Here is a 26,898-nt window from a genome sequence, read left to right as displayed (position 1 = left end):
TTCAGACGCTGTTCGCGACGTTCCCGCCGTATCCGCTGTGTGAGAGGTAGTTCGCCACCCATGAGGCTCGTCTTCGCCGGTACCCCCGAGGTCGCCCTGCCCGCTCTGGACGCGCTGATCGCGTCCGAGAAGCACGAGGTGGTGGCCGTGGTGACCCGTCCCGACGCGCCCGCCGGACGCGGCCGCCGGCTGGTGGCCAGCCCGGTCGCCGAGCGGGCCGAGGAGGCGGGGATCGAGGTGCTCAAGCCCGCCAAGCCGCGCGATCCGGAGTTCCTGGCCCGGCTCACCGAGATCGCGCCGGACTGCTGCCCGGTGGTGGCCTACGGCGCGCTGCTGCCCAAAGCCGCGCTGGAGATCCCCGCGCACGGCTGGGTCAATCTGCACTTCTCGCTGCTCCCGGCCTGGCGGGGCGCGGCCCCCGTGCAGCACTCCCTGCTGGCGGGCGACGAGATGACCGGCGCCTCGACCTTCCAGATCGAGGAAGGGCTGGACTCCGGGCCGGTGTTCGGGGTGGTGACGGAGCAGGTGCGGGCCACCGACACCAGCGGCGATCTGCTGACGCGGCTCGCCTTCGCCGGTGCGGGGCTGCTCGAGGCGACGATGGACGGCATCGAGAACGGCACCCTGCGCCCGGTGCCGCAGCCGGCCGAGGGCATCTCGCTCGCCCCGAAGATCACCGTCGAGGACGCGGAGATCGACTGGACGGCGCCCGCGCTGCGCGTCGACCGGCTGGTGCGCGCGTGCACCCCCGCTCCGGGCGCGTGGACCACCTTCCGGGGGGAGCGGCTGAAGGTCGTCTCGGCGCGGCCGGTTGCGGACCGTACGGATCTGGAGCCCGGTCTGCCGGCCGCCACCAAGAAGGCCGTGTACGTGGGCACCGGCAGCCATGCCGTCGAGCTGACCTGGGTGCGGCCGCAGGGCAAGAAGCCGATGCTCGCGGCGGACTGGGCGCGCGGGGTCCGGATCGCGGAGGGCGAGCGGCTCGGGGTCTGAGCGGACCGCCGCGCCGAAACCGGACCTGGGCTACGGACGCGCCGGGCGACGGGCGTTGACTTCAACCTAGGTTGAAGTCCTACGTTCCTCATGAGACCTCGGAGGTACGTGATGGACATGCAATCGACCGCCTGGCATTCCCTGTATCAGACGGCCAACGCCCAGGACGACCGGCGGCCCTTCTCCCGCGAGACGCTGCGCCGCATCGGCGCCTTCGCCCGTCCGCACCGTCGCCAACTGCTGCTGTTCCTGGTGCTGAGCACGGTCACGGCGGTGCTCGCGGTGGCGACGCCGCTGCTGGCGGGCCGGGTGGTGGACGCGATCGTCCACCGTTCGGGACAGGGCACGGTGCTCTGGCTGGCCGGGTTCATCGCCGCGATCGCCGTGGCGGAGGCGGGGCTCGGGCTGGTGACCCGCTGGCTGTCGGCGAACATCGGCGAGGGGCTGATCCTCGATCTGCGCACCGCCGTCTTCGACCACGTCCAGCGGATGCCGGTGGCGTTCTTCACCCGGACCCGCACCGGGGCGCTGGTCAGCAGGCTCAACAACGACGTCATCGGCGCGCAGCGGGCGTTCAGCGACACCCTCTCCGGAGTGGTCGGCAATGTGGTGACGCTGCTCCTCACCTTCGTCGTCATGATCGGGATCTCCTGGCAGATCACCCTGCTGACGCTGGTACTCCTGCCCGTCTTCCTGCTGCCCGCGCGCCGGGTGGGCGGGCGGCTGGCGAAGCTGCGGCGCGAGGCGGCCGCGCACAACGCCGCGATGAGCACCCAGATGACCGAGCGCTTCTCCGCGCCCGGGGCGACGCTGGTCAAGCTGTTCGGGCGGCCCGCCGACGAGTCCGCCGAGTTCGCGGCGCGGACCCGGCGGGTGCGGGACATCGGGGTGCGGACCGCGATGGTGCAGGTCTCCTTCGTGACCGCCCTGACCCTCGTCTCCGCCCTGGCCCTCGCCCTGGTCTACGGCCTCGGCGGCTGGTTCGCGCTGCACGGGCGGCTCGACCCCGGCGCCGTCGTCGCGCTCGCGCTGCTCCTCACCCGGCTGTACGCGCCGCTGACCGCGCTGGCCGGGGCGCGGGTCGAGGTGATGAGCGCGCTCGTCAGCTTCGAGCGGGTCTTCGAGGTGCTCGACCTCGAGCCGCTGATCAAGGAGAAGCCGGACGCCCGGGAGGTCCCGGAGGGGCCGGTGTCCGTCGAGTTCGACCGCGTCGACTTCGGCTACCCGGCCGCGGACAAGGTCTCCCTCGCCTCCCTGGAGGAGGTCGCCACCCTGGACACCCGCGGTGGCGTCCCGGTCCTGCACCAGCTGTCCTTCCGCGCCGAACCGGGCCAGATGGTCGCGCTGGTGGGCTCCTCCGGCGCCGGGAAGTCGACCATCGCGCAGCTGCTGCCGAGGCTCTACGACGCCGACGGCGGCGCCGTACGGCTCGCTGGGGTGGACGTCCGCGATCTGACGGCCGACTCGATCCGCGCCACCCTCGGTATGGTCACGCAGGACGGCCATCTCTTCCACGACTCGATCCGCGCCAATCTGCTGCTGGCCCGGCCGGAGGCCACCGACGAGGAGCTGTGGGAGGTACTGCGCCGGGCCCGTCTCGAGGGTCTGATCGCGGCGCTGCCGGACGGGTTGGACACCGTCGTGGGCGAGCGCGGCTACCGGCTCTCCGGCGGTGAGCGCCAGCGGCTGACCATCGCCCGGCTGCTGCTGGCCCGGCCCCGGGTGGTGATCCTCGACGAGGCCACCGCGCATCTGGACTCCACCTCGGAGGCGGATGTCCAGGAGGCGCTCGGCGAGGCGCTGGACGGGCGAACCGCGGTGGTGATCGCCCACCGGCTGTCCACGGTCCGGGCGGCGGATCTCATTCTGGTCGTGGAGGACGGGCGGATCGTGGAGCGCGGTACGCACACCGCGCTGCTGGCCGCCGGGGGCCGCTACGAGGAGCTGTACCGCACCCAGTTCGAGCAGCCGACGAGTGTTGACGACGGACTTGCCGTCAACGGCGCGACCGTGGACGGAGCCATCGTGGAAGGAGGCATCGTGGACGAAACCATCGTGGGAGGAGCCATCGTGGACGGAGCGGCCCTGGACGGCGGTCCCACGACCGCCGACGCCCCGGCGACGTAGGCTGGTCCCTTCAGCCCGATCCGTCCCCCGGAGCACATTTCCCGTGACCGACCAGCCCCGTCGTCGCCGTCCCCACGCCCCGAACCGGCCTGGCAAGCCCTACCGCCGCCCGCAGAAGGACCCCGTGCGGATCCTCGCCTTCGAGGCGCTGCGGGCGGTCGACGAACGGGACGCGTACGCCAACCTCGTCCTCCCGCCCCTGCTGCGCAAGGCGCGGGAGAGCGCGGAGGCCGGCAGCGGGCCGCGGTTCGACTCCCGGGACGCGGCGCTCGCCACCGAGCTGGTCTACGGCACCCTGCGCCACCAGGGCACCTACGACGCGGTCATCGCCGAATGCGTGGACCGCCCGCTGCGCGAGGTGGATCCGCCCGTGCTCGATGTACTGAGCCTCGGCGCCCACCAGTTGCTCGGGACCCGTATCCCCACCCACGCCGCCGTTTCGGCGAGCGTCGAGCTGGCCCGGGTGGTGCTCGGCGACGGCCGGGCCAAGTTCGTCAACGCCGTACTGCGCAAGATCGCCACGCATGACCTCGACGGCTGGCTGGAGCGGGTCGCCCCGCCGTACGACGAGGACCCCGAGGAGCATCTGGGCGTCCGCCACTCGCATCCGCGCTGGGTCGTCTCCGCGCTGTGGGACGCGCTCGGCGGCGGCAGCGCCGGTATGGAGGAGCTGCTGGCCGCCGACAACGAACGGCCCGAGGTCACCCTCGTCGCCCGGCCCGGCAGGTCCACGCCCGGGGAGCTGCTGGCCGCGGTCGGCGAGCAGAGCGCGGTGCCCGGCCGCTGGTCCCCGTACGCGGTGCGGCTCACCGAGGGCGGCGAGCCCGGGGCGCTGGAGGCGGTGCGCGACGGGCGGGCCGGAGTGCAGGACGAGGGCAGCCAGCTGGTGGCCCTCGCGCTGGCGAACGCCCCGCTGGACGGGGACGACCGGCGCTGGCTGGACGGCTGCGCGGGTCCCGGCGGCAAGGCCGCGCTGCTCGCCGCGCTCGGCGCGGAGCGCGGTGCCTCGCTGCTGGCCGCCGAGAAGCAGCCGCACCGGGCCCGGCTGGTGGCCGGGGCCCTGGCGGGCAACCCCGGGCCGTACCAGGTGATCGCCGCGGACGGCACCCGGCCGCCGTGGCGTCCGGAGTCCTTCGACCGGGTGCTGGTGGACGTCCCCTGCACCGGTCTGGGTGCCCTGCGCCGCCGCCCCGAGGCGCGCTGGCGGCGCCGCCCCGAGGATCTCGAGGGCTTCGCCCCGCTCCAGCGCGGGCTGCTGCGGGAGGCGCTGGCCGCGGCGCGGATCGGCGGGGTGGTCGGCTACGCCACCTGTTCCCCGCATCCGGCCGAGACCCGGGCCGTGGTCGAGGACGTCCTCAAGGGGCGGGGCGGCGCGGCCGTCTCCGCGGAGTGGATCGACGCCCGGCCGCTGCTGCCCGGGGTGCCCGAGCTGGGCGACGGCCCCGACATCCAGCTGTGGCCGCACCGGCACGGCACGGACGCCATGTATCTGGCCCTGCTGCGCCGCACCGGCTGACCGCGCCCGTGGCCGGCCGGGAGTTCAGTCCTCCGGGACCGCCGGAAGCGCTTCCCCGGGCCGGTCGGTCGGGGCGTAGAGCGTACGGGCGTGGGCGGTGGGGTTGAGGTCCCTGTGCACCGCGCGCGCCACGGCCTCGATGGTGGCCACGCCCGCCCGCATGGTGCGGTCGTCCTGGGTGAGCACGGTGAGCGTGTAGTCGTGGCCGCCGCCGGTGAAGGCGCCGACGCTGTGCACCCGCCAGCCGTGCGAGGACCGCTCCAGCCAGCCGTTCTTCACATGGATCTTCGTACCGCCCGGGGCGCCGGCCGGGGTGCCCCAGCGCTGTTCGGGGATGACCTTGCCCATCAGCGTGAGGACGTAGGTGCGCGAGGCGTCGGTCAGCACCGTGTTCGCGTGGGTGATCAGGTCCAGGAGCCGCTCCTGGTCGTTCGCGGTGATCCGGGTGAGGCCCCAGTAGCCGTCCTTGCCGGGCACGGTGGCGTCCATTCCGGCCGTCCGCAGGAACGCCTTGACCCCGGCGGGCTCGAGTTGCTTCCACAGCTTGCTGGTCGAGGCGTTGTCCGACTTGGTGATCATGGCCTTGGCGAGGGTCTTCTCGCGTTTGGTCAGCCCCCGGTGGTGCCGCTGCGCGTCCCACAGCAGCGTCCCCAGGACCGTCACCTTCACCACGCTCGCGGAGTCGAACCTCTGGTTCGCGCGCAGGGTGCAGCGGGTGTGGGTGGTGTGGTCGCGGAGGCTGATCGCGACGGTTCCGGACCGGCCGCGCAGCGCGCCGGCGAGGTCCTTGGACATCTTTCCGGCCAGCCCGGACTGGTGCGAGACGCAGACCGGCCGCGGTGCCGTGGCCGCCGCGGAGGCGGGCCCGGCCCCGGCGACCGGCGCCGCGACGACGGCCGCTGTGAGCGCCGCGCACATCGCGGTGCGGGGGTGCCGGGGTATTCGATCGCTCGTCATGGTGGGTTGCCTGTAGGGGGTGCTCGACCATCTTCATGATCTCGTCTCCCCCGGCGTCCGTCGATCCGAGCGGGACCGAGGCGGTCCGAGCGGGACCGAGGCGGTCCGAGCGGGACCGAGCCGATCCGAGCCGGACCGATGATCAGATCCCGGCTCCATGGACCGGCGCCGATCGTGGGAGGCTTGGAGCCATGGCCCCGCAGATCAATCCCAGCATCCTGTCCGCAGACTTCTCCCGCCTGGCGGATGAGGCGAAGGCGGTCGAAGGCGCCGACTGGCTCCACGTCGACGTCATGGACAACCACTTCGTCCCCAACCTCACCCTCGGTGTGCCGGTGGTCGAATCGCTGGGCAGGGCCACGCGGACCCCGCTGGACTGCCATCTCATGATCGAGGACCCGGACCGCTGGGCGCCGCAGTACATCGAGGCGGGCGCCGGCTCCGTCACCTTCCATGTGGAGGCCGCGGCCGCGCCGGTGCGGCTGGCGCGCGAGATCCGGGCCAAGGGCGCGCGGGCGTCGATGGCGCTCAAGCCCGCCACGCCCATCGAGCCGTACGAGGATCTGCTGCCCGAGCTGGACATGCTGCTGGTGATGACCGTGGAGCCCGGCTTCGGCGGCCAGGCGTTCCTGGACATCATGCTGCCGAAGATCCGGCGCACCCGGCAGCTCATCGCCAGGCACGGCCTTCAGATGTGGTTGCAGGTGGACGGCGGGGTGTCGGCCGAGACCATCGAGCGGTGTGCCGAGGCGGGCGCCGATGTGTTCGTCGCGGGCTCGGCCGTCTACGGCGCCGACGACCCGGCCAAGGCCGTACGGGAGCTGCGCCACCTCGCCGAAAAGGCGACCGGCACCCCCGGTTCATGAGGCGACGTAGCTACCGGTCGATGAACTCAAGGGTGAAGGCCAAACCAACTCCGCCGTTTCTGACAGGATGAACGGTGAGTCCGGACAGTGAATAGTGAGGAGACCGCGGTGTCGACGGGCCGTTCAGCCACGCGGATGGGACCCGCCGAACTGGTGCAGGCGGCGGCCATGGCGCGCCGCTTCTACCTCGAGGGCAAGTCCAAGATCCAGATCGCCGAGGAGTTCGGCGTCAGCCGCTTCAAGGTCGCGCGGGTGCTGGAGACGGCGCTCGAGCGCGATCTGGTGCGCATCGAAATCCGGGTTCCGGCCGAGCTCGACGCGGAGCGCTCCGACGCGCTGCGCGCCCGCTACGGGCTGCGCCACGCGGTCGTCGTGGAGTCCCCGGCCGACGCCGAGGCGGACACCCCGGACCCGGAGAACCTCGGCGAGGTCGCCGCGGACCTGCTGGGCGAGCTGGTGACCGAGGGGGATGTGCTGGGGCTGGCCTGGGGACGGTCCACGATCCACATGGCGGCCGCGCTGCACCGGCTGCCCCCGTGCACCGTCGTCCAGCTCACGGGCGTGTACGACGCGGGCACGGCCGAGCGGGGCTCGGTCGAGGCGGTGCGCCGCGCCGCCGCCGTCTCCGGCGGTGAGGCGCATCCCATCTACGCGCCGATGCTGCTGCCGGACACGGCCACCGCGGACGCCCTGCGCGGCCAGACCGGTATCGCCCGCGCCTTCGAGTACTTCGACAAGGTCACCGTGGCCTGCGTTTCCATCGGCTCCTGGGAGGCCGGGATCTCCACGGTCTACGACATGCTGACGGAGGAGGAGCGGGCCCACTACGAGAGCCTGGGCGCCGCCGCCGAGATGTCGGCCCACCTCTTCGACGCCGAGGGCCGCCGCATCGGCCGCGACCTGGGCGAGCGCTGCATCACCGTGGAGGCCGACCGGTTGCGCCGGATCCCCGAGGTGGTGGCCATCGCCGGTGGCCGCCGTAAGGCCGAGGCGATCGGGGCGGTGCTGAGGTCCGGCCTGGTCACCAGCCTGGTGACGGACACCGCCGCCGCGGACTACCTGCTCGCCGGGACCACCCCGGCCGCCCACCCCGCCCTCGACCGCGCGGACCCGGACGGGCCGTAAGCCACCCGGGGGTCACGGATCGGCTCGCGGGGCGCCGAGCATCGCCGATTCGATGATCGCCTGTAGTTCCTCGGTGGTGGCGCCGTCGCGGGCCTGCACGGCCAGCCCGTGAAGCACCGGTGGAGGCGCTGGCCGGCTTCGGGGCGCCGGTGGCGATCTGTTCGGTGATGCTGGTGGCGCTCGGACTGCCGGCCATGCGGGCGGTGACGGTTTCGATGATCGCGAACACCGTGCCGGTGGCGTGGGGCGGTGTCGGACTGCCGATCATTACGCTCGGCCAGGTCACCGGGATTCCGACGGACACGCTGAGTGAGGCCACCGCCCACCTCGTTCCGGTGCTCGCACTCTTCGTCCCGATGCTGCTGCTCGTGGTGCTCGACGGCGCCCGGGGGGTGCGCGAGGTGTGGCCCGCGGCGGCGGTGGCCGGTGTGTCGTTCGCCGTCCCGCAGTACGCGGTCGCGACCTTCGGCCCGATCCAACTCGTGGACATAGTCGCGGCATTGGCCTCGGCCGGATCCGTTCTGCTCTTGACTCGGTTCTGGCAACCGCGCCGCTCGGAACACTCGGCCCGCGCCGATGTCGAGGCGCCCGGTGGCGGAGCCCTGACACCAACTGGCACCGGCGCGACCGGCGTTCTCACCGCTCCGTCCCGCGTCGACGTCTTCCGTGCCTTCGCGCCCTACCTGGTGATCATCGGGCTGTTCACCCTGTCCGTGGTCCCGAGTGTCAAGGACGCGCTGAAGGCTGCCACGTTGACCTTCGAATGGCCCGGGCTCGCGGTGCGGACACCACAGGGCGAGCCGGTGGCGCTCGCGACCTACGAGTTCGACTGGCTCGCCACCCCCGGGACCGTGCTGCTCATCGCGGGCGTCGTCGTCGCGATGATGCTGCGGATCAGCGCCCGCTCGGCGCTGCGGGCCTACGGCGGGCGGCGCGATCCCGCTGCCCACCCGCCCGGGATTCGGAATCGAAATCGACGAGGATCGAGTCGGGACGGACAAGGAAGTCTTCGCGTTTTCCTGACTCGACAGAGGTTCGAGGTGCGTCGGAAGGACCCTGGGAGGGAGGCGGCCCGCCGGATCACGCCAGAAGCAGGGCCGCGTCCCAGGGCAGATCACCGTCGGCGGTTCCGGCGGGCGGCGTGCTCCGGCCGAGCAGGACGAGGGCGACGCCCGCCGCGCCCTCCAGGAAGGTCGGCGCGTCCAGCGGCTCCGGCCGGTGCGATGGCACCGGCGCGGTGGGGAAGCCGAAGGCCGAATCGGGGTCGAAGCGGGCGCACAGCTGCTCCGCGAGTTCGTCCGCCCGTGCGGCGAGCGAGGGATCGTCCAGCTCGTCGGCCATGCGACCGGTGATCCGGGCCAGCCCGGCGAGGCCGTGGCACAGCCCGGGGTCGTCCAGCCCCCGCGGTCCGTCGGGGCCGGCGAAGACCGCCCTCATCGCCTGCGCCGCGGTGTGCGCCCACGCGTCCTCGCCCAGCGCGACCCCGGCGAGGTGTAGCGCGCGGGCGATTCCCGGCGTGCCGTAGCACCAGCTCGGGCGGCCCGGTTCCAGGGCGGGCCGGGCGGGGACCAGCTCCTGGCCGGCGGAGACCGTACCGGGCCATCCCGGGCCCGCGTCCGGGTCCTCCTGGCGCCAGCTCATGAGCCACTGGGCGATGCGGCGGATGGCCGTGTCATGGCCGGGGACGCGCAGTCCGCGCGTCCAGCACAGTGACAGCAGCGCCAGCGGCCCGGCGGCGCCATGGGCGAGGCCCAGGTCGAGCACCCACTCCCGCCGCCGCGGGTCCACCGCGGCGGGCCACGGGGGGCTGAACCAGCCGGGCAGCGGTCCGGCCCCGGCCTTGACGGGTTCGGTGAGGGTGACGAGGTGGCGCAGTACGTCCCGGACGGCCGCGGGGTCGGACGGTTCGGCGAGGAAGTACCGGCCGAGGCCGGTCACACCGGAGACGACGTCGAACTTTTCCCGGTCCGCTCCGGGGACACCCGATTCCATCCGGCCGTACTCGGCGTCGAGGGCTTTGCCGAGGCGATGCCGCAGGGCCGCGTCCACCCGGTCCCGCACGGTGGCGTAGTCCCGGGGCGTGCGGGCGGCGTGCTTGGCGGCGAAGCCGAGCCCGGCCAGGCCCGTGATCAGCCCGGAACCCTTGGCACCGGCGATCCCGGCCTCCGCCGCCAGCAGGGCGTGGACGGTCGTGCGCGAGCCCGGGTCGCCCTTGCTCAGCTCACTGAGCAACAGCGCCGCTCCCGAGGCACCCATGCCGAGCCCGGCAGCGGCGGAGTCCCCGGTGCCGGTGCCGGTGTCGGCACCGGTGGCGCGGTCGCGGATGCGGGCGGCGATCTCGGCCGCCACCGCTTCGGGGTCCCACCGCCCGGCTGGTGCCGCCGTCATCCGAGGTGCCTCCGCCGTCCGTGTTCGGCCTGGGCCAGGCCGCGCGCCACCGCCAGCGAACGGGCTTCGGAGGTGTGTGAGGTGCCGATGAGCCGGTTGTGGTGCATATGTAAGACACTCGCCAGCACCGATCCGTCGGCGGCTACGGAGGCATAGGCACGCATGGCGGCCGCCCTGGCGTCGAGGGCGCCGAGCACGGCGGCAGCGCCTTCGGCGGGGAACGCGGCCCGGAGCCCGCCGTCCAGCAGACGAAGCGCCGCCGTGCGCCCTTCCCGGAAGTAGGCCTGGTGCTCCTCGTCCCGCGGGTTGCGCAGGTACCAGTCGGTCCACCGGTCACCGTGGACCTGGCGGACGAGATCGAGGTAGTTGGCGGCGGCGAGCAGCCGCGGTTCGACGGTGACCGCGCCCGCCGCCCGGAGGCGCAGCTGTTCGAGGACGGCCACGCTGTCCTGGTGGAAGACCGTCTCGGCGGCCTCGATGGCCTCGGGGCCGCCATAGCGGTGGCTTTCGGGCTCATAGCCGTCGATGACGAACGCCCCGGCCAGCCGCAGGTCGCGCAGCTGCTCGACCCAGTCCAGGACGCCCGGCAGCAGCTCGCCGTGGAGCGTGGCGGGGTCGCCGTGGAACCGCAGCCGCAGATGCGCGCCGGCCGGATCGGCGTAGCGGATGAAGAACCAGCGGTCCACGGCGGGCGGCAGGGCCGCCAGCAGCCGGGGCAGGTGCTCGGTCAGCACCTCGTCCTGGCGGTTGGCGCAGGCGTAGAGCTTGCCGTAGAGCCACGCGCGGCTGTGCCGCGGGACGGGCGGACCGACCGGGCGGATCCGCCGCGCCGGAGCCCGGACGGCCGGGGGCTCGCCGGGCGCCGGGCGGGCGGGCAGCAGCGGAATCACCAGTTCGCTGCTGAACGCCCCCGAGTCGGTGGCGAGCCAGCCGTCACCCCGTCCCGCGTCCTCGGGCGTCTCGTACGCCGTCACGTCCTTGCCCCGGCGGAGCTCGCGGCGCAGCACCATGCGGTGGAGCGGGGCGGTCAGGTCGATCTCCACCCGGTGGTCGCCCCCGCCGACGGCGACCCGGTCGGGCACGTTCCAGCGCGCCCGCCAGCCGTCCAGGTGGCGCTCCCACTCCGCGTCCGAGAGGGCGGAGTCGAACAGGCCGGGGTCGGTCAGCCGCCATCGGGCGGGGGCGAGGACCGTCCTGCCGAACCGGACGCGGGGCAGATGGGGGAGTGTGGAGACGCGCCCCCATGTCCACACGCACGAGGGCCGGCTTCCCATCGCCGGCAGCTCGCGCAGCAGACGGACCGCCGCGGGGGCGCGCCGCGGGTCGAGCATGGTCGGAACCCGGGGGTTGATCTCCTGCCCGGTCGAGGCGTCCACGAGATACAGCCGGTCGAGGTCGGCGGCCAGTGCGAGATCGCCCATTCCCCGTACGGCGGGCGAGGCGCGGTCCGCGAAGCAGCCCACCGCGACGCGCTCGCTCCAGAACGCCCGGACGCGGGCCACGTTGGCGTCGCGCCCGCTCAGGGGCAGAAAGTCCAGGTGTGCCTGGAGCGCGCCGTCCCGGGCCGAGTCGGCGGCTGAGCGGCGCGCCAACTCGCCCACCGCCTCCACGTCGTCGAGGAGGTAGGCGAACCGGCCGAAGAGCGCGCCCGGCGCCGGCGATCCCGTCGACGGGGAGAGCACGAGCGCGAAGTCGCCCTCTTCGAGGGACCGCCGCGAGGGGGCGGTCAGATGGGCGCAGAGCTCCAGCGCGGCCGGGGGCGGTGCTCCGGAGCCGCGCAGCCGGTCGAGCGCCGCGTCGTCGAGCTCCACCTCGCGGTCACCCGACGCGATCGCCGTGAGCGCCAGCTCGGCCAGGAAATCGTTCCGGGCCCGGTCGCGTTCGCTCGGCTCACCGGGTCCCGCCGTGCTCCGCTCGCTTCTGGGGTGGTCGTACCCGGCGGGCGGGCCCAGGCCGGTGTGCGGGTCGAGGACGTCGGCGAGCGGCACGGCCCGGTCGGTGCCATAGCGTTCGACGAACGCGTCACGGTACTCCCGGAGTTCGGGCGTCGGCACGGTGCCGGGTGCGGCGAGACACAGCGCCGTGGCCGCGCGCTCCGCCTCCCGCAAAACCTCCCGGTCCAGGGTGACTTCGGCGTCCAGCCGCATGTCGACCTGGATCGGCCGGTCATCGGCGCGCAGGCCGCCCATCGTGTCCAGGGCCGCCTGCCAGCGGCCGAGCCCGGCGCCGAGGCGTTCCGCGCCGTACTCCTCCAATAGGTCGCCGACGGCGGCCAGTTCGCGCGCCTTGTCGGTCCGGCCCACGGCCTTGAGGACTTCCACCGCGTACCGCAGCGGGTCGGTCTCGCTGAGCGGGGGCGCAGCTCGGTGAGGAGGAAGCCCTGGCGGACGAGCTCGACGAGAAGCCCCTCCTTGGCGGACGCGGGGACGTTCGGGTACGTCTCGTCGAGGATCTTCAGCAGTCCCCCGGCCGGGCGGGGGTGCCGGGTGGCGGCGAGGATGGTCTTCACGGCCGCGGTGTGGCGTACGGAGATCTCCTGGGCGCTCCGCCCCGCACGCCGCCGTTCGCCGGTGGCCGGCTCCTCGGCGTCGGCCGGGTCCTTCGCGTCGTAGCCGCAGGGGAGCACCCAGCGCTGTCCGCGTGCGAAGCCCAGGTCGTTCGCCACGACGCGCAGCGCCCGCAGAACCTCGAGGTCGCCCTCCCAGGCGGTGAGCACGCCGGTCAGCCAGCCTCCGTCCGGGCGCACCGCCTTGCCGTGCCGGGTGCCCATCCGGATCCGGCAGCCCGCCTCGCCGAAGGACACCGGGGCGACGCCCGCCAGGAGTCCGAAGGGGGTGGCGCGGCTGGCGCCCCGCAGGACGTAGCGCGTCGCCGAGAGCGTGAGCTTGCGCAGTGCGCCGGGTTTCATCGGCGCGCCGGCGCGCAGCGCCTCGACGGTCCGGTGCAGTGAGGGGCTGGAGACGGCGAGGGCCTCCTCGACCCGTCCGTCGGAGAGGAGCGCGTCGATGTACCGGCGGACCTGTTCGCGGTCGCGCGGGTCGATGTGTGCGCGGGTCCCGGTGGCCGAGCGGGGGAGGAGCGGGACACGGAGCATCCCGGTGGGCTCCGCCTGGAACATCGCGTGGTCTCCGGACATGGTGTCGTCTCTCCCGTCCACGCCCGGCACCGCCGGGCATTTCCGCTGTCGGCGAGCCGTACGGGGTCCGGGCACCGGCCCGGACCCCGTACGGTCCTACTGATCAGCCACAGGGCGGGACGACGGTGCACGCGAGGATGGACACCGTGGGATAGGAGGCGGCGCCCTGCGCGGCCGTCGGCTCGTCGAGCTCGACACGCACGTCCAGGTCGAACTCCGACATCTCCATGGCCGACTCGGCCGGTACGGCAACAGACATGGTCAACTCCTTCGATAGAGGGGGGCGACGGCAGCCGTTCGCACCCAGTGCCGCTCGGGCACACCTCACCGGGTGGGCACGCGCGGCTTCCGTTCGCGGGGTTGTGTTCTGGGCGCCCATATCGAGCGCCCAGAACCTGTGTACGCGATCCATCTGCGGCATCGGCGGCTCGGGCGGCTTGCTCTGGCACTTTCCACAGAAACCGGCGGACAGTGGCACGAAAGGGCCCTGAACGCCGTCCAGGGGTGGTGATCATGACTCGGCGGCGGCCGGGGTCCATCGGTCACTCGCCCTCGGGCGGGCGCTCGGGTAACGTTTCGACGTAAGGCAGGTTGCCTGCCGGCACCGGAGCAGCCCCCGCAGCGCCTCTTTGGAGGACTCTATGAACGCGGGGGTCTTTTGTTGTGCCGCTGTGGGAGTGACCTGCGTCGTTTCGCGTGAAAATGTGAGACTCATGCGTTTCCTCGAGCCCGGTACGGGGCACCACGTGGGATCTTCCCCGGTTCCCTACGACCTGACGTACGACGATGTGTTCATGGTGCCGAGCCGCTCCGCGGTCGGCTCCCGCCAGGGAGTGGACCTGTCGGCCCCCGACGGCACCGGCACCACCATCCCGCTCGTCGTCGCCAACATGACCGCGATCGCCGGCCGCCGCATGGCCGAGACGGTCGCCCGGCGCGGTGGCCTCGTCGTCATCCCGCAGGACATCCCGATCGACGTCGTCACCGACGTGGTCCGCTGGGTCAAGAGCCGCCATCTGGTGCTGGACACCCCGATCGTCCTCGCCCCGACCGGCACCGTCGCCGACGCGCTGTCGCTGCTGCCCAAGCGGGCACACGGCGCGGGCGTGGTGGTCGAGGACGGGCGTCCGGTGGGCGTGGTGACCGAGTCCGACCTGACCGGGGTGGACCGCTTCACCCAGCTGTCCGAGGTGATGTCGCGGGAGCTGATGGTGCTCGACGCGGGCATCGACCCCCAGGAGGCGTTCAGCCGCCTCGACGCCGCCCACCGCAAGCTGGCCCCCGCCGTGGACGCGGACGGGAAGCTGGCCGGCATCCTGAGCCGCAAGGGAGCGCTGCGCGCGACGCTCTACACGCCCGCGGTGGACGCGGCGGGCCGGCTGCGGATCGCGGCCGCCGTCGGGGTCAACGGCGATGTGGAGGGCCGTACGAAGGCGCTCCTCGACGCCGGGGTGGACACCCTCGTCGTGGACACCGCCCACGGCCACCAGGAGTCGATGATCAGCGCGCTCAAGGCGGTCCGAGGCCTTGGCCCGCGGGTGCCGGTGGTGGCGGGCAACGTGGTCGCCGCCGAAGGGGTGCGCGATCTCATCGAGGCCGGTGCCGACATCGTCAAGGTCGGCGTCGGGCCGGGCGCCATGTGCACCACCCGCATGATGACCGGCGTGGGCCGGCCGCAGTTCTCCGCGGTGATGGAATGCGCCGCCGAGGCGCGGAAGTTCGGCAAGCACATCTGGGCGGACGGCGGTATCCGGCACCCCCGCGACGTCGCCATGGCGCTGGCGGCCGGGGCGTCCAACGTCATGATCGGCTCCTGGTTCGCGGGTACGTACGAGTCGCCCGGCGACCTCCAGCACACCGCCGACGGCCGCCCGTACAAGGAGAGCTTCGGCATGGCGTCGGCGCGCGCGGTGCGCAATCGCACCAGCGAGGAGTCGGCGTACGAGCGGGCCCGCAAGGGGCTGTTCGAGGAGGGCATCTCCACCTCGCGGATGTTCCTCGACCCGGCCCGGCCGGGCGTCGAGGACCTGATCGACTCGATCGTCGCGGGCGTGCGCAGCTCCTGCACCTACGCGGGCGCGGGGTCGCTGGAGGAGTTCCACGAGCGGGCCGTCGTCGGCGTCCAGAGCGCCGCGGGCTACGCCGAGGGCCAGCCCCTCCACGCCTCCTGGGACTAGGGGGCTTCTGATGGATCTCCGTGGAGGAAGGAGCGGCGTCAGGGGGCACCTCCCAGCGGTAGCTGGGGGAGCGTGCTCTCGGTGTGCCGGGCGGAAGTCCTCGTAGCGGAGCTACTAGGGGTTTTGTCCGGTGCGGCGAGAGGGCGTGCCGGGCGTCGCGACGCCGCGGAGATCCATCAGAAGCCCCCTAACCCTCAGCGGTTCGATCCGGGGGCTTGGGTCTTCCGGCAGGGGGTACCTCCCAGCGGTAGCCGGGGGAGAACCGAGTCCTCAAAAAGGGGCGCCACAGCCCCACTCGGCTCGGGTGAGTGGGGCTGTGGTGGTGTGGTGCGACGGTGGCTCATCTCGCCATTCCACGCTGCTCACCCCGGGTGCGGGGCAGTGCGTGGCGTGGCGGGCTGGTGAGGGTGATCTGCCGCACCAACTGGTGGAACGAGACCAGCGCGGCGACCGGGGGAAGGCCGGCCACGGCGATGCTGGGCGCGTTCCTCGGGGCGTGGGCCACGCACAGGAACACCGCGATGGTGGAGAAGAGCACCACCACGCCCCATGAGTGCGCCGCGCCCCGCCGGTGCAGGGCGGCCCGCAGCACCGACAGCGAGGCGACCAGCCAGGGTCCGTAGACCAGCAGGGGCCACCACGCCGCCATGGACTCCGTGGTGCTCGGGGAGGCCAGATAGCGCAGCGGGCGGTAGGAGATCATGCCGCCGAGGACGCTCAGCATGGCGACGATGACCGTGGTGACCGCCGCGAAGATCAGGCTGATCACATGCAGCCACGGCATCGTCGGCAGCCGGAAGCGGACCCGGCGGCGCTTGCCGCGCCCCCGCACATGGGCGGGGGCGGGGGCTCGCAGGGGGGTGACCGGTGGTCCGATGGGGCCGGTGGTGTGCACCGCCTCCTCGGCGGAGGACGTCTGGAGCAGCCGGGCCAGGTCCCCCTCCAGGTCCCAGCGGCCCTCGATGGTCTCCGGGTCGGGCAGGGGGAAAGGATTCATCTCATAATCGGCTGCCACCTCGAACCGGTCCCCGGGAGGGGGTGCGGGGGCGGGCCGGTGGCCGGTGGGAGGGGGCCCGTAGCCGCCCGGCCTCGGCTCGGTGTAGGTCATGCCTTGACGCCCGGTTCTGTGGTATCGGAGCGGTGGAGGAAGTCCGCCTCGATCCGGCCCAGCGTCCGGATGAAGTCCTCCCACACTCTCGCGCAGTATTCGAGCGGGTAGCGCTCGCTGTCACCCCCCTGGTCGCGGGGCCGGAACACCGGTTCGGCACCGAGGCGGGAGTGATCGGGTGGTTGCAGACTGTCAGTGGTCACGTCCCCACCAACGACCGCTAAAATGGTGCAGTATCGCGGCATTCGGGTGAAACGCGCGCTGACAAGCTCAGTGTTTCGCAACGATTCACCGACGAGCGCCCCCGCGCGCAACGTTGCGACACGTATGCGCAACCATGGTCCATTACGGCCGTCGGCGGACGGCTCATAGGGTCTTGCGCTGACGTGGAGTGGCGGAGACCGGCTGCTCGGCGATTCCCACCTGCGGGTTTCCTTCCCGGGTACCCGTATGTCCGCAGTCGGTCGCCACCACCTGATGGCAGCGATTAAGGAGCCACCCAAGTGTTGGAGCACGGCGCAGCACCGCCCGCCACCCAGCAACCGGAACCAGACCCTCCGGTCGGCGGGCTGGGCGCCCGGCTGATGCGGCGCAAGCCCGTGGAGCGGCTGGTCGCCGAGGGCGGCCAGGGCGAGGGCGGAAGCCTCCGGCGCTCGATGGGCGTATGGCAGCTCACCATGATCAGCATCGGTGCCACCCTGGGCACCGGCATCTTCGTGGTGCTCGGCGAGGCGGTGCCGGACGCGGGCCCCGCGGTCATCGTGTCGTTCGTCATAGCCGGGCTCACCGCGCTGTTCTCCGCGCTGTCGTACGCCGAACTGGCGGGCACCATCCCGGTCTCCGGCTCCTCCTACTCGTACGCCTACGCCACCATGGGCGAGCTGATCGCCTGGGTCTGCGGCTGGTGTCTGATCCTGGAGTACGGCGTCTCGGTGGCGGCCGTGGCCGTCGGCTGGGGCGAGTACCTCAACGAACTGCTCGACGGCACCCTCGGGATCACCATCCCCGACGCGCTGGCCGCCCCGCCCGGAGACGGCGGGATCTTCAATCTGCCCGCGCTGCTCGTGGTGCTGCTGGCCATGGCGTTCCTGCTGGGCGGCGCCAAGGAGAGCGCCCGCGCCAACGCCATCATGGTCGGGGTGAAGATCGCGGCGCTGATCCTCTTCTGCGCCGTCGCCTTCACCGGTATCCGGGCCGGCAACTACACCCCGTTCATGCCGCTGGGCATGGCGGGCGTCAGCGCCGCCGGCGCCACCCTCTTCTTCTCCTACATCGGCTTCGACGCCGCCTCCACGGCCGGTGAGGAGGCCAAGAACCCCCAGCGCGACCTGCCCCGCGCGATCATGCTCTCGCTGATCATCGTCACCGCGCTGTACTGCCTGGTGGCCGCCGTGGCGGTGGGTGCCCTGCCCTGGAAGAAGTTCTCCGGCTCCGAGGCCGCGCTCGCCTCGATCATGAAGAACGTCACCGGACAGAGCTTCTGGGCCGTGCTGCTGGCGGCCGGCGCGGTGATCGCGATCGCCTCCGTGGTGCTGACCGTGCTCTACGGGCAGACCCGAATCCTCTTCGCGATGTCCCGGGACGGGCTGGTGCCCAAGGTCTTCTCCACGGTCCACGCCCGGACCGGGGTGCCGCGCGCCAACACCGTCATCGTCTCGCTCTTCTGCGGTGTCCTCGCCGCCGCGATCCCGCTCGGCCAGCTCGCCGACGCCACCAGCATCGGCACGCTCTTCGCCTTCGCGCTGGTCAACATCGCCGTGATCATGCTGCGCCGGACCCGGCCCGATATGCCCCGGACCTTCCGGGTGCCGCTGTCCCCGCTCTTCCCGGTGATCGGCTTCGCGCTGTGCCTGTGGATGATGGGCAGCCTGCAGTTCGTGACCTGGGTGGTCTTCGGCGTGTGGATGGCCGTCGGCCTTGTGCTGTACTTCGGATACGGCATGCGCCGATCCCGACTGGCCACAGCAGAGAAGTGATTGCCCCCCAGTGCGACTGAACGATCTCGACGAACGCATCGTCCACGCCCTCGCCGAGGACGCCCGCCGCTCCTACGCCGACATCGGCGAAATCGTCGGGCTGTCCGCGCCCGCCGTCAAACGGCGGGTGGACCGGCTGCGCGCGGAGGGAGCCATCACCGGCTTCACGGTGCGGGTCGACCCGGTGGCGCTGGGCTGGGAGACCGAGGGCTTCATCGAGCTCTTCTGCCGCCACAACACCTCGCCGGACGACATCCGCCGGGGCCTGTCGCGCTACCCCGAGGTGGTGTCCGCGTCCACCGTCACCGGTGACGCGGACGCCGTCGTCCAGGTCTTCGCCGCGGATATGCGCCACTTCGAGCGGGTGCTGGAGCGGATCGCGGGGGAGCACTTCGTGGAGCGCACGAAGTCCGTGCTGGTGTTGTCGCCCTTGCTGCGAAGGTTCAGCTCGGGCGCCCCGACGTAGTGCCCTGGCCTGTCGTCGATCGGCTGCGGCGTCGTTGTGGCTGGTCGCGCCCACGCGGCGGAGCCGCACATCGATACAGCCCCGCGCCCCTGCGGGGCCCGTCCGTGCGGCCCCCGCGTGTGCCCGGCCCCCGCGTGTGCAATGAATCGTCGTGTTCCGATCCACATACGTCATGAATCGACGCCGGACGCAATGAAGTCGTCTTGTTGGGCGATCCGGAGGCAACGTACTGTTTTTATGCCCGTACTCCTCCTCCCAAGGTCTGCCATGCCGCCGCTGCGCACCGCTCTGCTCCAGAACTCCGGTCACCCCGGCGACCCCGCCGGTAACCTCAAGGTGCTCGACGAGGCCGCCGCCCGCGCGGCCGCCGACGGCGCCGGGCTGCTGGTCACCGCGGAGATGTTCCTCACGGGCTACGCCATCGGCGGTGGTGTGCGGGAGCTGGCCGAGCCCGCCGACGGGCCGAGCGGCCGGGCCGTGGCCGAGATCGCCGCGGCGCACGGGCTGGCGGTCCTCTACGGCTACCCCGAGCGCCACGCCGGAGCGGTCCACAACTCCGCGCGACTGGTGGGCGCGGACGGCACCGAGCTGGCCAACTACCGCAAGACCCATCTCTACGGCTGCTTCGAGCGGGAGTCGTTCACCCCCGGGGAGACCCCCGTCGTCCAGGCCACCATCGGCGAGCTGACCGTCGGCATCCTGGTCTGCTACGACGTGGAGTTCCCCGAGAACGTACGGGCCCACGCCCTGGCCGGGACCGATCTGCTGGTGGTGCCCACCGCGCAGATGCACCCCTTCGAGTTCGTCGCCGAATCCCTGATCCCGGTGCGGGCCTTCGAGAGCCAGATGTACATCGCGTACGTCAACCGCAGCGGCCCCGAGGGCGAGTTCGACTTCGTCGGGCTGAGCTGTCTGGCCGGGCCCGACGGCGCCACTTGTCTGCGCGCGGGCCGCGGCGAGGAGCTCCTCCTCGGCGACGTCGACCCCAAACTGCTGACGACCTCGCGCCGGATCAACCCGTATCTGCGCGACCGCCGCCCCGGTCTCTACACCTCCCTCAGCTGATCCGTCCGGCCCCTGCCGCACCCGAACCACCCCTTTGAGCACCAAGCAGCAAGGAGTCCGTACCCCATGACGTCCACGGTGCCCACCGCCGTCCATGACGAGCAGGAGACGCGGGCCCTCGAGGCCCTTCCGCCCATCACCATGTTCGGCCCGGACTTCCCCTACGCCTACGACGACTACCTCGCCCACCCCGCGGGCCTGGGCCAGATACCGGCGACCGAGCACGGCGCCGAGGTCGCGGTCGTCGGCGGCGGACTCTCCGGTCTCGTCGCCGCGTACGAGCTGATGAAGATGGGCCTGCGGCCCGTGGTCTACGAGGCCGACCGGATCGGCGGACGGCTGCGCACCGTCGGCTTCGACGGCTGTGACGACGCGCTGACCGCCGAGATGGGCGCGATGCGCTTCCCGCCGTCCTCCACCGCCCTCCAGCACTACATCGACCTGGTGGACCTGAAGACCCAGCCGTTCCCCAACCCGCTGGCCCCCGAGACCCCCTCGACCGTCGTCGACCTCAAGGGCGAGTCCCACTACGCCCGTACCATCGACGACCTGCCGCCGGTCTACCGTGAGGTGGCCGACGCCTGGAACGCCTGTCTGGAGGAGGGCGCGGACTTCTCCGACATGAACCGCGCCATCCGCGAGCGGGACGTGCCCCGGATCCGGGAGATCTGGGCGCGGCTGGTCGAGAAGCTGGACAACCAGACCTTCTACGGCTTCCTCTGCGACTCCTCGGCCTTCACCTCCTTCCGCCACCGCGAGATCTTCGGCCAGGTCGGCTTCGGCACCGGAGGCTGGGACACCGACTTCCCCAACTCCATCCTGGAGATCCTGCGCGTCGTCTACACCGAGGCCGACGACCACCACCGCGGCATCGTCGGCGGCAGCCAGCAGCTTCCGCTGCGGCTGTGGGAGCGCGAGCCCGAGAAGACCGTCCACTGGCCGCACGGCACCTCGCTGGCCTCGCTGCACGAGGGTGCGCCCCGCCCGGCCGTGACCCGGCTGCACCGGGCCGCGGGCGACCGCGTCGTGGTGACGGACGCGAGCGGTGACATCCGCTCGTACCGCGCGGTGGTCTTCACCGCGCAGTCCTGGATGCTGCTCTCCCAGATCGACTGCGACGACTCGCTCTTCCCGATCGACCACTGGACGGCGATCGAGCGCACCCACTACATGGAGTCCAGCAAGCTCTTCGTGCCGGTGGACCGGCCGTTCTGGCTGGACAAGGACGAGGTCACCGGGCGGGACACGATGAGCATGACGCTCACCGACCGGATGACCCGCGGCACGTACCTGCTGGACGACGGCCCGGACCGGCCCGCCGTCATCTGCCTCTCCTACACCTGGTGCGACGACAGCCTCAAGTGGCTGCCGCTGTCCGCGAACGAGCGGATGGAGGTCATGCTCAAGTCGCTTTCGGAGATCTATCCGAACGTTGACATCCGCAAGCACATCATCGGCAGCCCGGTCACCGTGTCCTGGGAGAACGAGCCGTACTTCATGGGCGCGTTCAAGGCCAATCTGCCCGGCCACTACCGCTACCAGCGCCGGCTGTTCACCCACTTCATGCAGGACCGGCTGCCCGCCGACAAGCGCGGCGTCTTCCTCGCGGGCGACGACATCTCCTGGACGGCGGGCTGGGCCGAGGGCGCCATCCAGACCGCGCTCAACGCGGTGTGGGGCGTCATGCACCAGTTCGGCGGCTCCACCGACCCGAAGAACCCCGGGCCGGGCGACCTGTACGACGAGATCGCGCCCGTCGAGCTCCCCGAGGACTGAGCCGGTACGGGGGCCGCTTCAGCACCCGGCCCGGGGCCGTTCAGCACGCGGCCCGGGGGCCGCTTCAGCACGCGGACGGCAGCGGGGTGAGCAGAAAGCGCCCGACCAGACCCACGGTGGCGTCGACGCGCTCCGCGAACTCCTCCGCCAGCTCCGGCACCGCGCGCAGCCCCCACAGCGCGCGGAACGCCGCCCATGCGGCGTCCCGCGCCTTCTCCAGGCTCCAGGAGCCCACGAGATGGGTGAGCGGATCGGCCACGTCCAGCAGGTCGGGGCCGGGCATCAGCTCCTCCCTGATCCGCTCCTCCATCCCCGTGAGCAGGGCGCCGATCCGGTCGAAGTCGCCCTCCAGGGCGTCCGGTTCGAGGTCCCGGGCCCGGCAGGTGTCCAGCAGCGCGAGCGCCAGGTCATGGCCGATATGGGCGTTGATCCCGGCGAGCGCGAACTGCACCGGGCGGACCCCCGGGTGGCACCGCAGCTGGAACAGCGGCCGCCAGCAGGCGGGCGGCCGGCCGCCGGTGGTCACCGCGTCGACCGCCGCCAGATAGCGCTCGGCGAACCGCACGTCCAGCTCCTCGGTGGCGGACCGGTCGTGGAAGTACCCGTCCGCGAGCCGTCGGCCGACCTCCTCGGTGACCGACAGATACACCCCGTTGAAGACCGCCACCCCGTCCCCGGGCGGCAGCGCCGCGCCGAGCGCGCTCATGCGCGCCACGACGCTTCGCACGGTGCGCGGTGCGAGCCGCGCGGGCGTGGGTGTGGGCATCGTCATGGACGCCAGGGTGGCAGGCCGGACGGGCGCGGTCCCGCCGTACGCCGCCACTTCCCCTGGACGGCCTAACGCCCCGTCAACCGCCGTATCACAGCGCGCCCGCGTCGCGCGCCGTCCACATCGACGGATACAGCGGCCGCCAGCCCAGCTCGTCGCGCAGCCTGAGGTTGGAGGTGATCCCGAACCAGGGGTCCTCGTCGGTCCGCTCGGCCATGCCCGCGGGCAGCGGCACCCCGTTGATCTGGTAGAGCTCGACCGTGGTCGCCGGGGCGTCGTCCACGATGTTGTACTTGCGGCCCGACACCGAGCCGCCGGCCGTGCCGCCCGGCGCGCGCAGCAGCCGCAGCAGCGCCTGCGTCACGTCCGCGTGGTGGACCATGGCGAGCCGCTGGTTCCCGGCCCACGCCGCCGCGTGCGGCAGGACGTTCGCCAGATGCGGATCGCCGTCCCCGTAGACGAAGGCCAGGCTGCCGATCCGCAGATCGAGGCCGTGCTCGCGGTGCAGCGCCAGCAGCTCCCGCTCCGCCTCCGCCTTGGAGGCGGGGTACGCGCCCCACAGCAGACCGCCGGGCCTGCTCTCGTCGTCCTCCGTGATCGGCCGCCCGCGCGGTGCGCCGTACACCAGATTGGTGCTGACCTGGAGGAACCGGCTCGTCCCGGCGTCGACCGCGGCCCGGCCGAGCGCGACCGCCGCGTCCCGGTTGACCGCCCACGCCTCCTCGTCCGGCACCCCGCGGAAGGCCGCCGCGATGTTGACCACCGCATGCGCGCCCTCCATGGCCCTCCGCAGATCCTTCTCCTCGCGCAGATCGCCGACCGTGAGGCGCGCGCCCTGGGCCGCGAAGGGGGCGCCGCGCTCCTCGTCGCGCACCAGGACCCGTACCTCGGTGCCGGCCGCGGCCCGCTCCAGCAGCCGCTTGGTGAACCGCCGTCCCACCTGGCCGGTCGCACCCGTCACCAGAATCAAGGGCATGAGCATCCGCCTTTCGTCTCGTCGCTCGGCCTCAGCCTGCGGCGGGCGGGGCGGGGCCGGGAGAGACCTCCTCATCCAGGGATCCGCAGACCCTGGATACGGGACGCGGGCACGGCGACGATGGGAGGGTGCATCGAACGGAACTCGCCGACTTCCTGCGCCGCTGCCGCGCCCGCCTCGGCCCCGCCGAGGTGGGGCTGACGCCCGGCCCCCGACGCCGTACGCCGGGGCTGCGCCGGGAGGAGGTGGCCCAGCTCGCGGGCATGTCCCCGGACTACTACACCCGGCTGGAGCAGGCCCGCGGCCCGCGCCCGTCCCGCCAGATGCTGACCGCGCTGGCCCGGGCGCTGCGGCTCACCGACGACGAGCGGGACTACCTCTTCCATCTGGTGGGGGAGGAGCCGCCGCGCGACCGCAGCACCTCGGAGCACGTGCGGCCCGGTCTGCTCAGGGTGCTGGACCGGCTGTACGACACCCCGGCCCAGGTGATCACCGACTGGGGCGAGGTGCTGGCGCAGAACGCGATGGCGGCGGCGCTGGTCGGCGACATCATGGGGCGGCCACCCGGCGACCGCAATATCGTCCGGTCCTTCTTCACCCGGCGCGACGCCTCCGGCACCCCCGGGATCTTCCCGAGCGAGGAGATCGAGGAGCACGCCCGGCTGCATGTGGCCACCCTCCGGGCCGTGCTCGCCGCCCGCCCCGACGACCCGGGACCGGCCGGACTCGTTGCCGAACTGCTGGCGGTGAGCGCGGAGTTCGCGGCGCTGTGGGAGGCCCATGAGGTGGCCGTACGGCACTCCACGGTCAAGCGGTTCACCCATCCGGTGGTGGGGACGATGGAGCTGGACTGCGAGGTCCTGCTGAGCTCGGAACACGCCCAGCGGCTGATCGTCCATACCGCCCGCCCCGGCAGCGAGTCCGCCGAGCGGCTGGAACTGCTGCGGGTGGTGGGCCTCCAGGACCTCGCCCCGCGAGGATGAGGCCCCGGGGGCGTTCACCGGGCGCTTCAGGGGCTTCGCCCCTGCCTTCCAGCCCCTCCGGCAATTGAGGAGCGGGGTCTGGGGCGGAGCCCCAGTTGCGGGAAGGGGCGGGGAGGGGAACAGCCCGCCGCAGGCGTCACGACCCATCGGCCCCCTACGCGGGCCGCTCGTTGTCGTATCCGCTGGTGCCCGCGTCCAGCAGCGGCTCCTGCTGCTTCAGATGTGCCGGGGCCAGGGCGCGCAGTACGTGGTAGCCGAGCAGCACCACGATCGTGCCGAGCGCGATCCCGCCCAGCTCGAAGTTGTGGCCGATCTTCAGGCTGACGCCGCCGACGCCGATGATGACGCCCGCCGCGACCGGCACCAGATTGAGCGGATTGCGCAGGTCCACCTTGTTGTGCACCCAGATCTGCGCACCGAGCAGCCCGATCATGCCGTAGAGGATGACGGTGATCCCGCCCAGCACCCCGCCCGGCACCGCCGCCACCACGGCGCCGAACTTCGGGCACAGCCCGAAGAGCAGCGCGAAGCCCGCGGCGGCCCAGTACGCGGCGGTGGAGTAGACCCGGGTGGCGGCCATGACCCCGATGTTCTCGGAGTACGTCGTATTGGCCGGGCCGCCGACCGAGGTGGAGATCATGGTCGCCGCGCCGTCCGCGGCGATCGCCGTGCCCAACTGGTCGTCGAGCGGATCGCCGATCATCTCGCCGACCGCCTTCACATGTCCGGCGTTCTCGGCGATCAGCGCGATCACCACCGGCAGCGCCACCAGCACCGCCGACCAGTGGAAGGTGGGCCCGTGCAGGGACGGCAGACCGATCCAGTCCGCCTTGGCCACACCGGAGAGATCCAGCCGCCAGTGGTCGGTGACCCGTCCGCTGCCGTCGATGGAGTGGATCTTGCCGAAGACGCGGTCGAAGACCCAGGAGACCGCGTAGCCGAAGACCAGCCCCAGGAAGATCGCGATACGCGACCAGAAGCCCCGCAGGCACACCACCGCCGCCCCGGTGAGCAGCATCGTCAGCAGCGCCGTCCACTGGTCGGCGGGCCAGTACGTACCGGCGGTCACCGGTGCCAGATTGAACCCGATCAGCATGACCACCGCTCCGGTCACCACCGGCGGCATCGCCGCGTGGATGATCCGGGCGCCGAACGTCCGTACCGCCAGACCGCTCAGCAGCAGCACACCGCCGACCACCAGGATCGCCCCGGTGACGGCGGCGCTGCCGCCGCCCTGCGCCCTGATCGCGGCGGCCACGCCGACGAACGACAGGCTGCACCCCAGATAGCTGGGGATCCGGCCGCGGGTCGCGAGCAGGAAGAGCACGGTCGCGACCCCGGACATCATGATCGCGAGATTGGGGTCGAGTCCCATCAGCACCGGGGCGACGAAGCTGGCCCCGAACATGGCCACGACGTGCTGCGCGCCGAGGCCCACCGTCCTCGGCCACGACAGCCGCTCATCCGGCTTGACGACGGCACCGGGGGCAGGGGTGCGCCCATCGCCGTGCAGGGTCCAGCCCACGCCGAGGCCCATGACTGCTCCACTTCATCGCTACGGGGGAATCGCAGCAATGTTAGTTGGCCGAAAATATGCGTCGTGCAGCTATGCGGGACCGGCCGTGGTGAAGTCACCGGCCAGCGACTGCGCCTCGGCGTAGCCGGGCAGACCGGCGGCTTGATCGGCATCGGCCGGGGCGTCCGGGTGGGCGATCGACCACGCCAGCTCGACGGCATGGTCCAGGGCGGCCCGGAAGAGCAGCGAACCGCAGCTGACCCGCCGCACCCCGAGCTCCGCCAGCCGCTCATAGGTGTGGCGGCCGGGTGTGAAGAGGACGTTCAGCGGGGTCTCGCCGAGGTCGTCGGCCAGTGCGCCGATGTTCTGCTCGTCGATGAGCGCGGGCACGAAGATCCCGTCCGCGCCCGCCCGCACATACGCCTCGATGCGCTCGGCGGTGGTGGCCAGCGAGGGCGGGGTGCCGCCATCGAGCGCGGCGAGCCAGTGGGTGTCGGTCCGGGCGTTCACGAACAGCCGGGGCACCCGCTCCTTGACGGCCTCGATCATCGCGCACTGCCGGGCCAGCGGCGCGAGGGTGCCGTCGGGGCGCCCGTCCTCGATGTTCACGCCGACCACCCCGGCCCGGTCCAGCTCGGCCGCGACCGCCGCGACCTCCTCGGGCCGGTCGCCGAACCCGCCCTCGATGTCGACGGTCACCAGCGCCGGGAGCCGGGCGATGCCCCGGGCGAAGGCGAGGGTGCCGTCGCGGGCGGCGCCGGTCGCGTCCGGCAGCCCGGCCGCCGCGGCCACGCCCAGACTGGTGGTGCCGATGGCGGGGAAGCCGCGCCGGACCAGGGCGGCGGCGGAGGCGTGGTCCCACGCGTTGGGCAGCAGCAGGGGCCGGTCGCCGTGGTGGAGTTGGCGGAAGGCGGTGTGGCGGCCGGGGGCCGGACCGTCGCTCGTATCGCTCATGTCACCGACCGTACGGCCGGATCC

21 protein-coding genes and 2 pseudogenes are annotated in these 26,898 nt (G+C 72.4%); 12 read left to right on the top strand and 11 right to left on the bottom strand.

Annotation, left to right across the window (positions count from 1 at the left end; all coding sequences use genetic code 11):
* Positions 1-60: 60 nt before the first annotated feature.
* The 3 genes from fmt to LIV37_RS10225 all read left to right on the top strand — a co-directional run bounded on the left by fmt (position 61) and on the right by LIV37_RS10225 (position 4,636).
* The gene (gene fmt, locus LIV37_RS10235) at positions 61-993 is read left to right on the top strand and encodes a methionyl-tRNA formyltransferase (protein ID WP_020867043.1); all 933 of its coding nucleotides are present in this window, start codon (positions 61-63) and stop codon (positions 991-993) included.
* Between the two features lie 111 nt (positions 994-1,104).
* The gene (locus tag LIV37_RS10230) at positions 1,105-3,120 is read left to right on the top strand and encodes an ABC transporter ATP-binding protein (protein WP_020867042.1); all 2,016 of its coding nucleotides are present in this window, start codon (positions 1,105-1,107) and stop codon (positions 3,118-3,120) included.
* A gap of 43 nt (positions 3,121-3,163) precedes the next feature.
* Entirely contained in the window at positions 3,164-4,636 is a 1,473-nt protein-coding gene (locus LIV37_RS10225) for an RsmB/NOP family class I SAM-dependent RNA methyltransferase (RefSeq protein WP_121825629.1), read from the top strand.
* Positions 4,637-4,660: 24 nt separating this feature from the next.
* On the opposite strand, the gene LIV37_RS10220 is transcribed toward LIV37_RS10225, so the two are convergent.
* Positions 4,661-5,593 (bottom strand): serine hydrolase, encoded by a 933-nt coding sequence (locus LIV37_RS10220; protein ID WP_121825630.1) that lies wholly within the window; start codon positions 5,591-5,593, stop codon positions 4,661-4,663.
* A gap of 191 nt (positions 5,594-5,784) precedes the next feature.
* Between LIV37_RS10220 and rpe the strand changes: the two genes are divergently transcribed.
* The 3 genes and pseudogenes from rpe to LIV37_RS52500 all read left to right on the top strand — a co-directional run.
* A complete protein-coding gene (rpe, locus tag LIV37_RS10215; protein WP_020867039.1) occupies positions 5,785-6,459 on the top strand; it encodes a ribulose-phosphate 3-epimerase in 675 nt (224 codons plus the stop codon).
* Positions 6,460-6,594: 135 nt separating this feature from the next.
* Positions 6,595-7,584 (top strand): sugar-binding transcriptional regulator, encoded by a 990-nt coding sequence (locus LIV37_RS10210; RefSeq protein WP_020867038.1) that lies wholly within the window; start codon positions 6,595-6,597, stop codon positions 7,582-7,584.
* A 119-nt stretch (positions 7,585-7,703) separates the two neighbouring features.
* Positions 7,704-8,495, top strand: a pseudogene (locus tag LIV37_RS52500) (L-lactate permease); the annotation flags it as partial.
* Between the two features lie 169 nt (positions 8,496-8,664).
* Here the strand turns inward: LIV37_RS52500 and LIV37_RS10205 are convergent.
* The 4 genes and pseudogenes from LIV37_RS10205 to LIV37_RS10190 all read right to left on the bottom strand — a co-directional run bounded on the left by LIV37_RS10205 (position 8,665) and on the right by LIV37_RS10190 (position 13,367).
* Entirely contained in the window at positions 8,665-9,972 is a 1,308-nt protein-coding gene (locus tag LIV37_RS10205) for a lanthionine synthetase C family protein (protein WP_254807101.1), read from the bottom strand.
* Positions 9,969-10,982, bottom strand: coding sequence for a thiopeptide-type bacteriocin biosynthesis protein (locus LIV37_RS10200; RefSeq protein WP_251983369.1), 1,014 nt, complete (start codon positions 10,980-10,982; stop codon positions 9,969-9,971). Before LIV37_RS10200 ends, LIV37_RS10205 begins: the two co-directional genes overlap by 4 nt.
* Positions 10,983-11,033: 51 nt before the next feature.
* A pseudogene (locus LIV37_RS10195) lies at positions 11,034-13,066 on the bottom strand (lantibiotic dehydratase family protein); the annotation flags it as partial.
* 145 nt (positions 13,067-13,211) lie between these two features.
* Positions 13,212-13,367 (bottom strand): FDLD family class I lanthipeptide, encoded by a 156-nt coding sequence (locus LIV37_RS10190; protein WP_020867033.1) that lies wholly within the window; start codon positions 13,365-13,367, stop codon positions 13,212-13,214.
* Positions 13,368-13,821: 454 nt separating this feature from the next.
* Between LIV37_RS10190 and LIV37_RS10185 the strand changes: the two genes are divergently transcribed.
* A complete protein-coding gene (locus LIV37_RS10185) occupies positions 13,822-15,285 on the top strand; it encodes a GuaB1 family IMP dehydrogenase-related protein (RefSeq protein WP_020867032.1) in 1,464 nt (487 codons plus the stop codon).
* 340 nt (positions 15,286-15,625) lie between these two features.
* Here LIV37_RS10185 and LIV37_RS10180 read toward each other — a convergent pair whose 3' ends face one another.
* Both LIV37_RS10180 and LIV37_RS10175 read right to left on the bottom strand, forming a co-directional pair.
* Positions 15,626-16,282 carry a DUF2637 domain-containing protein gene (locus LIV37_RS10180; RefSeq protein ID WP_020867031.1) on the bottom strand — a complete coding sequence of 219 codons (657 nt, stop codon included), beginning with the start codon at positions 16,280-16,282 and terminating at the stop codon, positions 15,626-15,628.
* Between the two features lie 107 nt (positions 16,283-16,389).
* Positions 16,390-16,596 carry a hypothetical protein gene (locus LIV37_RS10175; protein WP_121825633.1) on the bottom strand — a complete coding sequence of 69 codons (207 nt, stop codon included), beginning with the start codon at positions 16,594-16,596 and terminating at the stop codon, positions 16,390-16,392.
* Positions 16,597-16,896: 300 nt separating this feature from the next.
* Between LIV37_RS10175 and LIV37_RS10170 the strand changes: the two genes are divergently transcribed.
* The 4 genes from LIV37_RS10170 to LIV37_RS10155 all read left to right on the top strand — a co-directional run bounded on the left by LIV37_RS10170 (position 16,897) and on the right by LIV37_RS10155 (position 21,676).
* Complete coding sequence (locus LIV37_RS10170) at positions 16,897-18,369, top strand: amino acid permease (protein WP_020867029.1); 1,473 nt, start codon at positions 16,897-16,899, stop codon at positions 18,367-18,369.
* Between the two features lie 10 nt (positions 18,370-18,379).
* On the top strand, positions 18,380-18,835 hold the full coding sequence (locus LIV37_RS10165) for an Lrp/AsnC family transcriptional regulator (RefSeq protein ID WP_020867028.1): 456 nt from the start codon (positions 18,380-18,382) through the stop codon (positions 18,833-18,835).
* Positions 18,836-19,102: 267 nt separating this feature from the next.
* The gene (locus LIV37_RS10160) at positions 19,103-19,900 is read left to right on the top strand and encodes a carbon-nitrogen hydrolase family protein (RefSeq protein WP_020867027.1); all 798 of its coding nucleotides are present in this window, start codon (positions 19,103-19,105) and stop codon (positions 19,898-19,900) included.
* Between the two features lie 66 nt (positions 19,901-19,966).
* Entirely contained in the window at positions 19,967-21,676 is a 1,710-nt protein-coding gene (locus LIV37_RS10155) for a flavin monoamine oxidase family protein (protein WP_020867026.1), read from the top strand.
* Between the two features lie 64 nt (positions 21,677-21,740).
* On the opposite strand, the gene LIV37_RS10150 is transcribed toward LIV37_RS10155, so the two are convergent.
* A complete protein-coding gene (locus tag LIV37_RS10150) occupies positions 21,741-22,442 on the bottom strand; it encodes a DUF5995 family protein (protein ID WP_121826129.1) in 702 nt (233 codons plus the stop codon).
* Positions 22,443-22,536: 94 nt separating this feature from the next.
* A complete protein-coding gene (locus tag LIV37_RS10145; protein ID WP_121826130.1) occupies positions 22,537-23,421 on the bottom strand; it encodes an NAD-dependent epimerase/dehydratase family protein in 885 nt (294 codons plus the stop codon).
* Positions 23,422-23,549: 128 nt separating this feature from the next.
* Here LIV37_RS10145 and LIV37_RS10140 point away from each other — a divergent pair, with 128 nt between their 5' ends.
* Entirely contained in the window at positions 23,550-24,404 is an 855-nt protein-coding gene (locus LIV37_RS10140) for a helix-turn-helix transcriptional regulator (protein WP_020867023.1), read from the top strand.
* A 154-nt stretch (positions 24,405-24,558) separates the two neighbouring features.
* Here LIV37_RS10140 and LIV37_RS10135 read toward each other — a convergent pair whose 3' ends face one another.
* Positions 24,559-25,941 carry a uracil-xanthine permease family protein gene (locus tag LIV37_RS10135; protein WP_020867022.1) on the bottom strand — a complete coding sequence of 461 codons (1,383 nt, stop codon included), beginning with the start codon at positions 25,939-25,941 and terminating at the stop codon, positions 24,559-24,561.
* Positions 25,942-26,010: 69 nt separating this feature from the next.
* Complete coding sequence (locus tag LIV37_RS10130; protein ID WP_020867021.1) at positions 26,011-26,874, bottom strand: isocitrate lyase/PEP mutase family protein; 864 nt, start codon at positions 26,872-26,874, stop codon at positions 26,011-26,013.
* Positions 26,875-26,898: the final 24 nt, after the last annotated feature.

Source organism: Streptomyces rapamycinicus NRRL 5491, from assembly GCF_024298965.1.
In the GTDB taxonomy this organism is placed as follows: Bacteria; Actinomycetota; Actinomycetes; order Streptomycetales; family Streptomycetaceae; genus Streptomyces; species Streptomyces rapamycinicus.
The sequence above is the reverse complement of the archived record's forward strand: the minus strand, read 5'-3'. Positions and strand labels throughout refer to the sequence as shown.

Excerpts from the sequence above, each read along its gene's own strand:
- LIV37_RS10200 (WP_251983369.1), bottom strand. The coding sequence starts at position 10,982 with ATGGTGCTGCGCCGCGAGCTCCGCCGGGGCAAGGACGTGACGGCGTAC.
- LIV37_RS10160 (WP_020867027.1), top strand. The coding sequence starts at position 19,103 with ATGCCGCCGCTGCGCACCGCTCTGCTCCAGAACTCCGGTCACCCCGGC.
- LIV37_RS10150 (WP_121826129.1), bottom strand. The coding sequence starts at position 22,442 with ATGCCCACACCCACGCCCGCGCGGCTCGCACCGCGCACCGTGCGAAGC.
- LIV37_RS10180 (WP_020867031.1), bottom strand. The coding sequence starts at position 16,282 with ATGAATCCTTTCCCCCTGCCCGACCCGGAGACCATCGAGGGCCGCTGG.
- LIV37_RS10205 (WP_254807101.1), bottom strand. The coding sequence starts at position 9,972 with ATGACGGCGGCACCAGCCGGGCGGTGGGACCCCGAAGCGGTGGCGGCC.
- LIV37_RS10135 (WP_020867022.1), bottom strand. The coding sequence starts at position 25,941 with ATGGGCCTCGGCGTGGGCTGGACCCTGCACGGCGATGGGCGCACCCCT.
- LIV37_RS10145 (WP_121826130.1), bottom strand. The coding sequence starts at position 23,421 with ATGCCCTTGATTCTGGTGACGGGTGCGACCGGCCAGGTGGGACGGCGG.
- LIV37_RS10130 (WP_020867021.1), bottom strand. The coding sequence starts at position 26,874 with ATGAGCGATACGAGCGACGGTCCGGCCCCCGGCCGCCACACCGCCTTC.
- LIV37_RS10210 (WP_020867038.1), top strand. The coding sequence starts at position 6,595 with ATGGGACCCGCCGAACTGGTGCAGGCGGCGGCCATGGCGCGCCGCTTC.
- fmt (WP_020867043.1), top strand. The coding sequence starts at position 61 with ATGAGGCTCGTCTTCGCCGGTACCCCCGAGGTCGCCCTGCCCGCTCTG.
- LIV37_RS10190 (WP_020867033.1), bottom strand. The coding sequence starts at position 13,367 with ATGTCTGTTGCCGTACCGGCCGAGTCGGCCATGGAGATGTCGGAGTTC.
- LIV37_RS10185 (WP_020867032.1), top strand. The coding sequence starts at position 13,822 with ATGCGTTTCCTCGAGCCCGGTACGGGGCACCACGTGGGATCTTCCCCG.
- LIV37_RS10155 (WP_020867026.1), top strand. The coding sequence starts at position 19,967 with ATGACGTCCACGGTGCCCACCGCCGTCCATGACGAGCAGGAGACGCGG.
- LIV37_RS10220 (WP_121825630.1), bottom strand. The coding sequence starts at position 5,593 with ATGACGAGCGATCGAATACCCCGGCACCCCCGCACCGCGATGTGCGCG.
- LIV37_RS10230 (WP_020867042.1), top strand. The coding sequence starts at position 1,105 with ATGGACATGCAATCGACCGCCTGGCATTCCCTGTATCAGACGGCCAAC.
- rpe (WP_020867039.1), top strand. The coding sequence starts at position 5,785 with ATGGCCCCGCAGATCAATCCCAGCATCCTGTCCGCAGACTTCTCCCGC.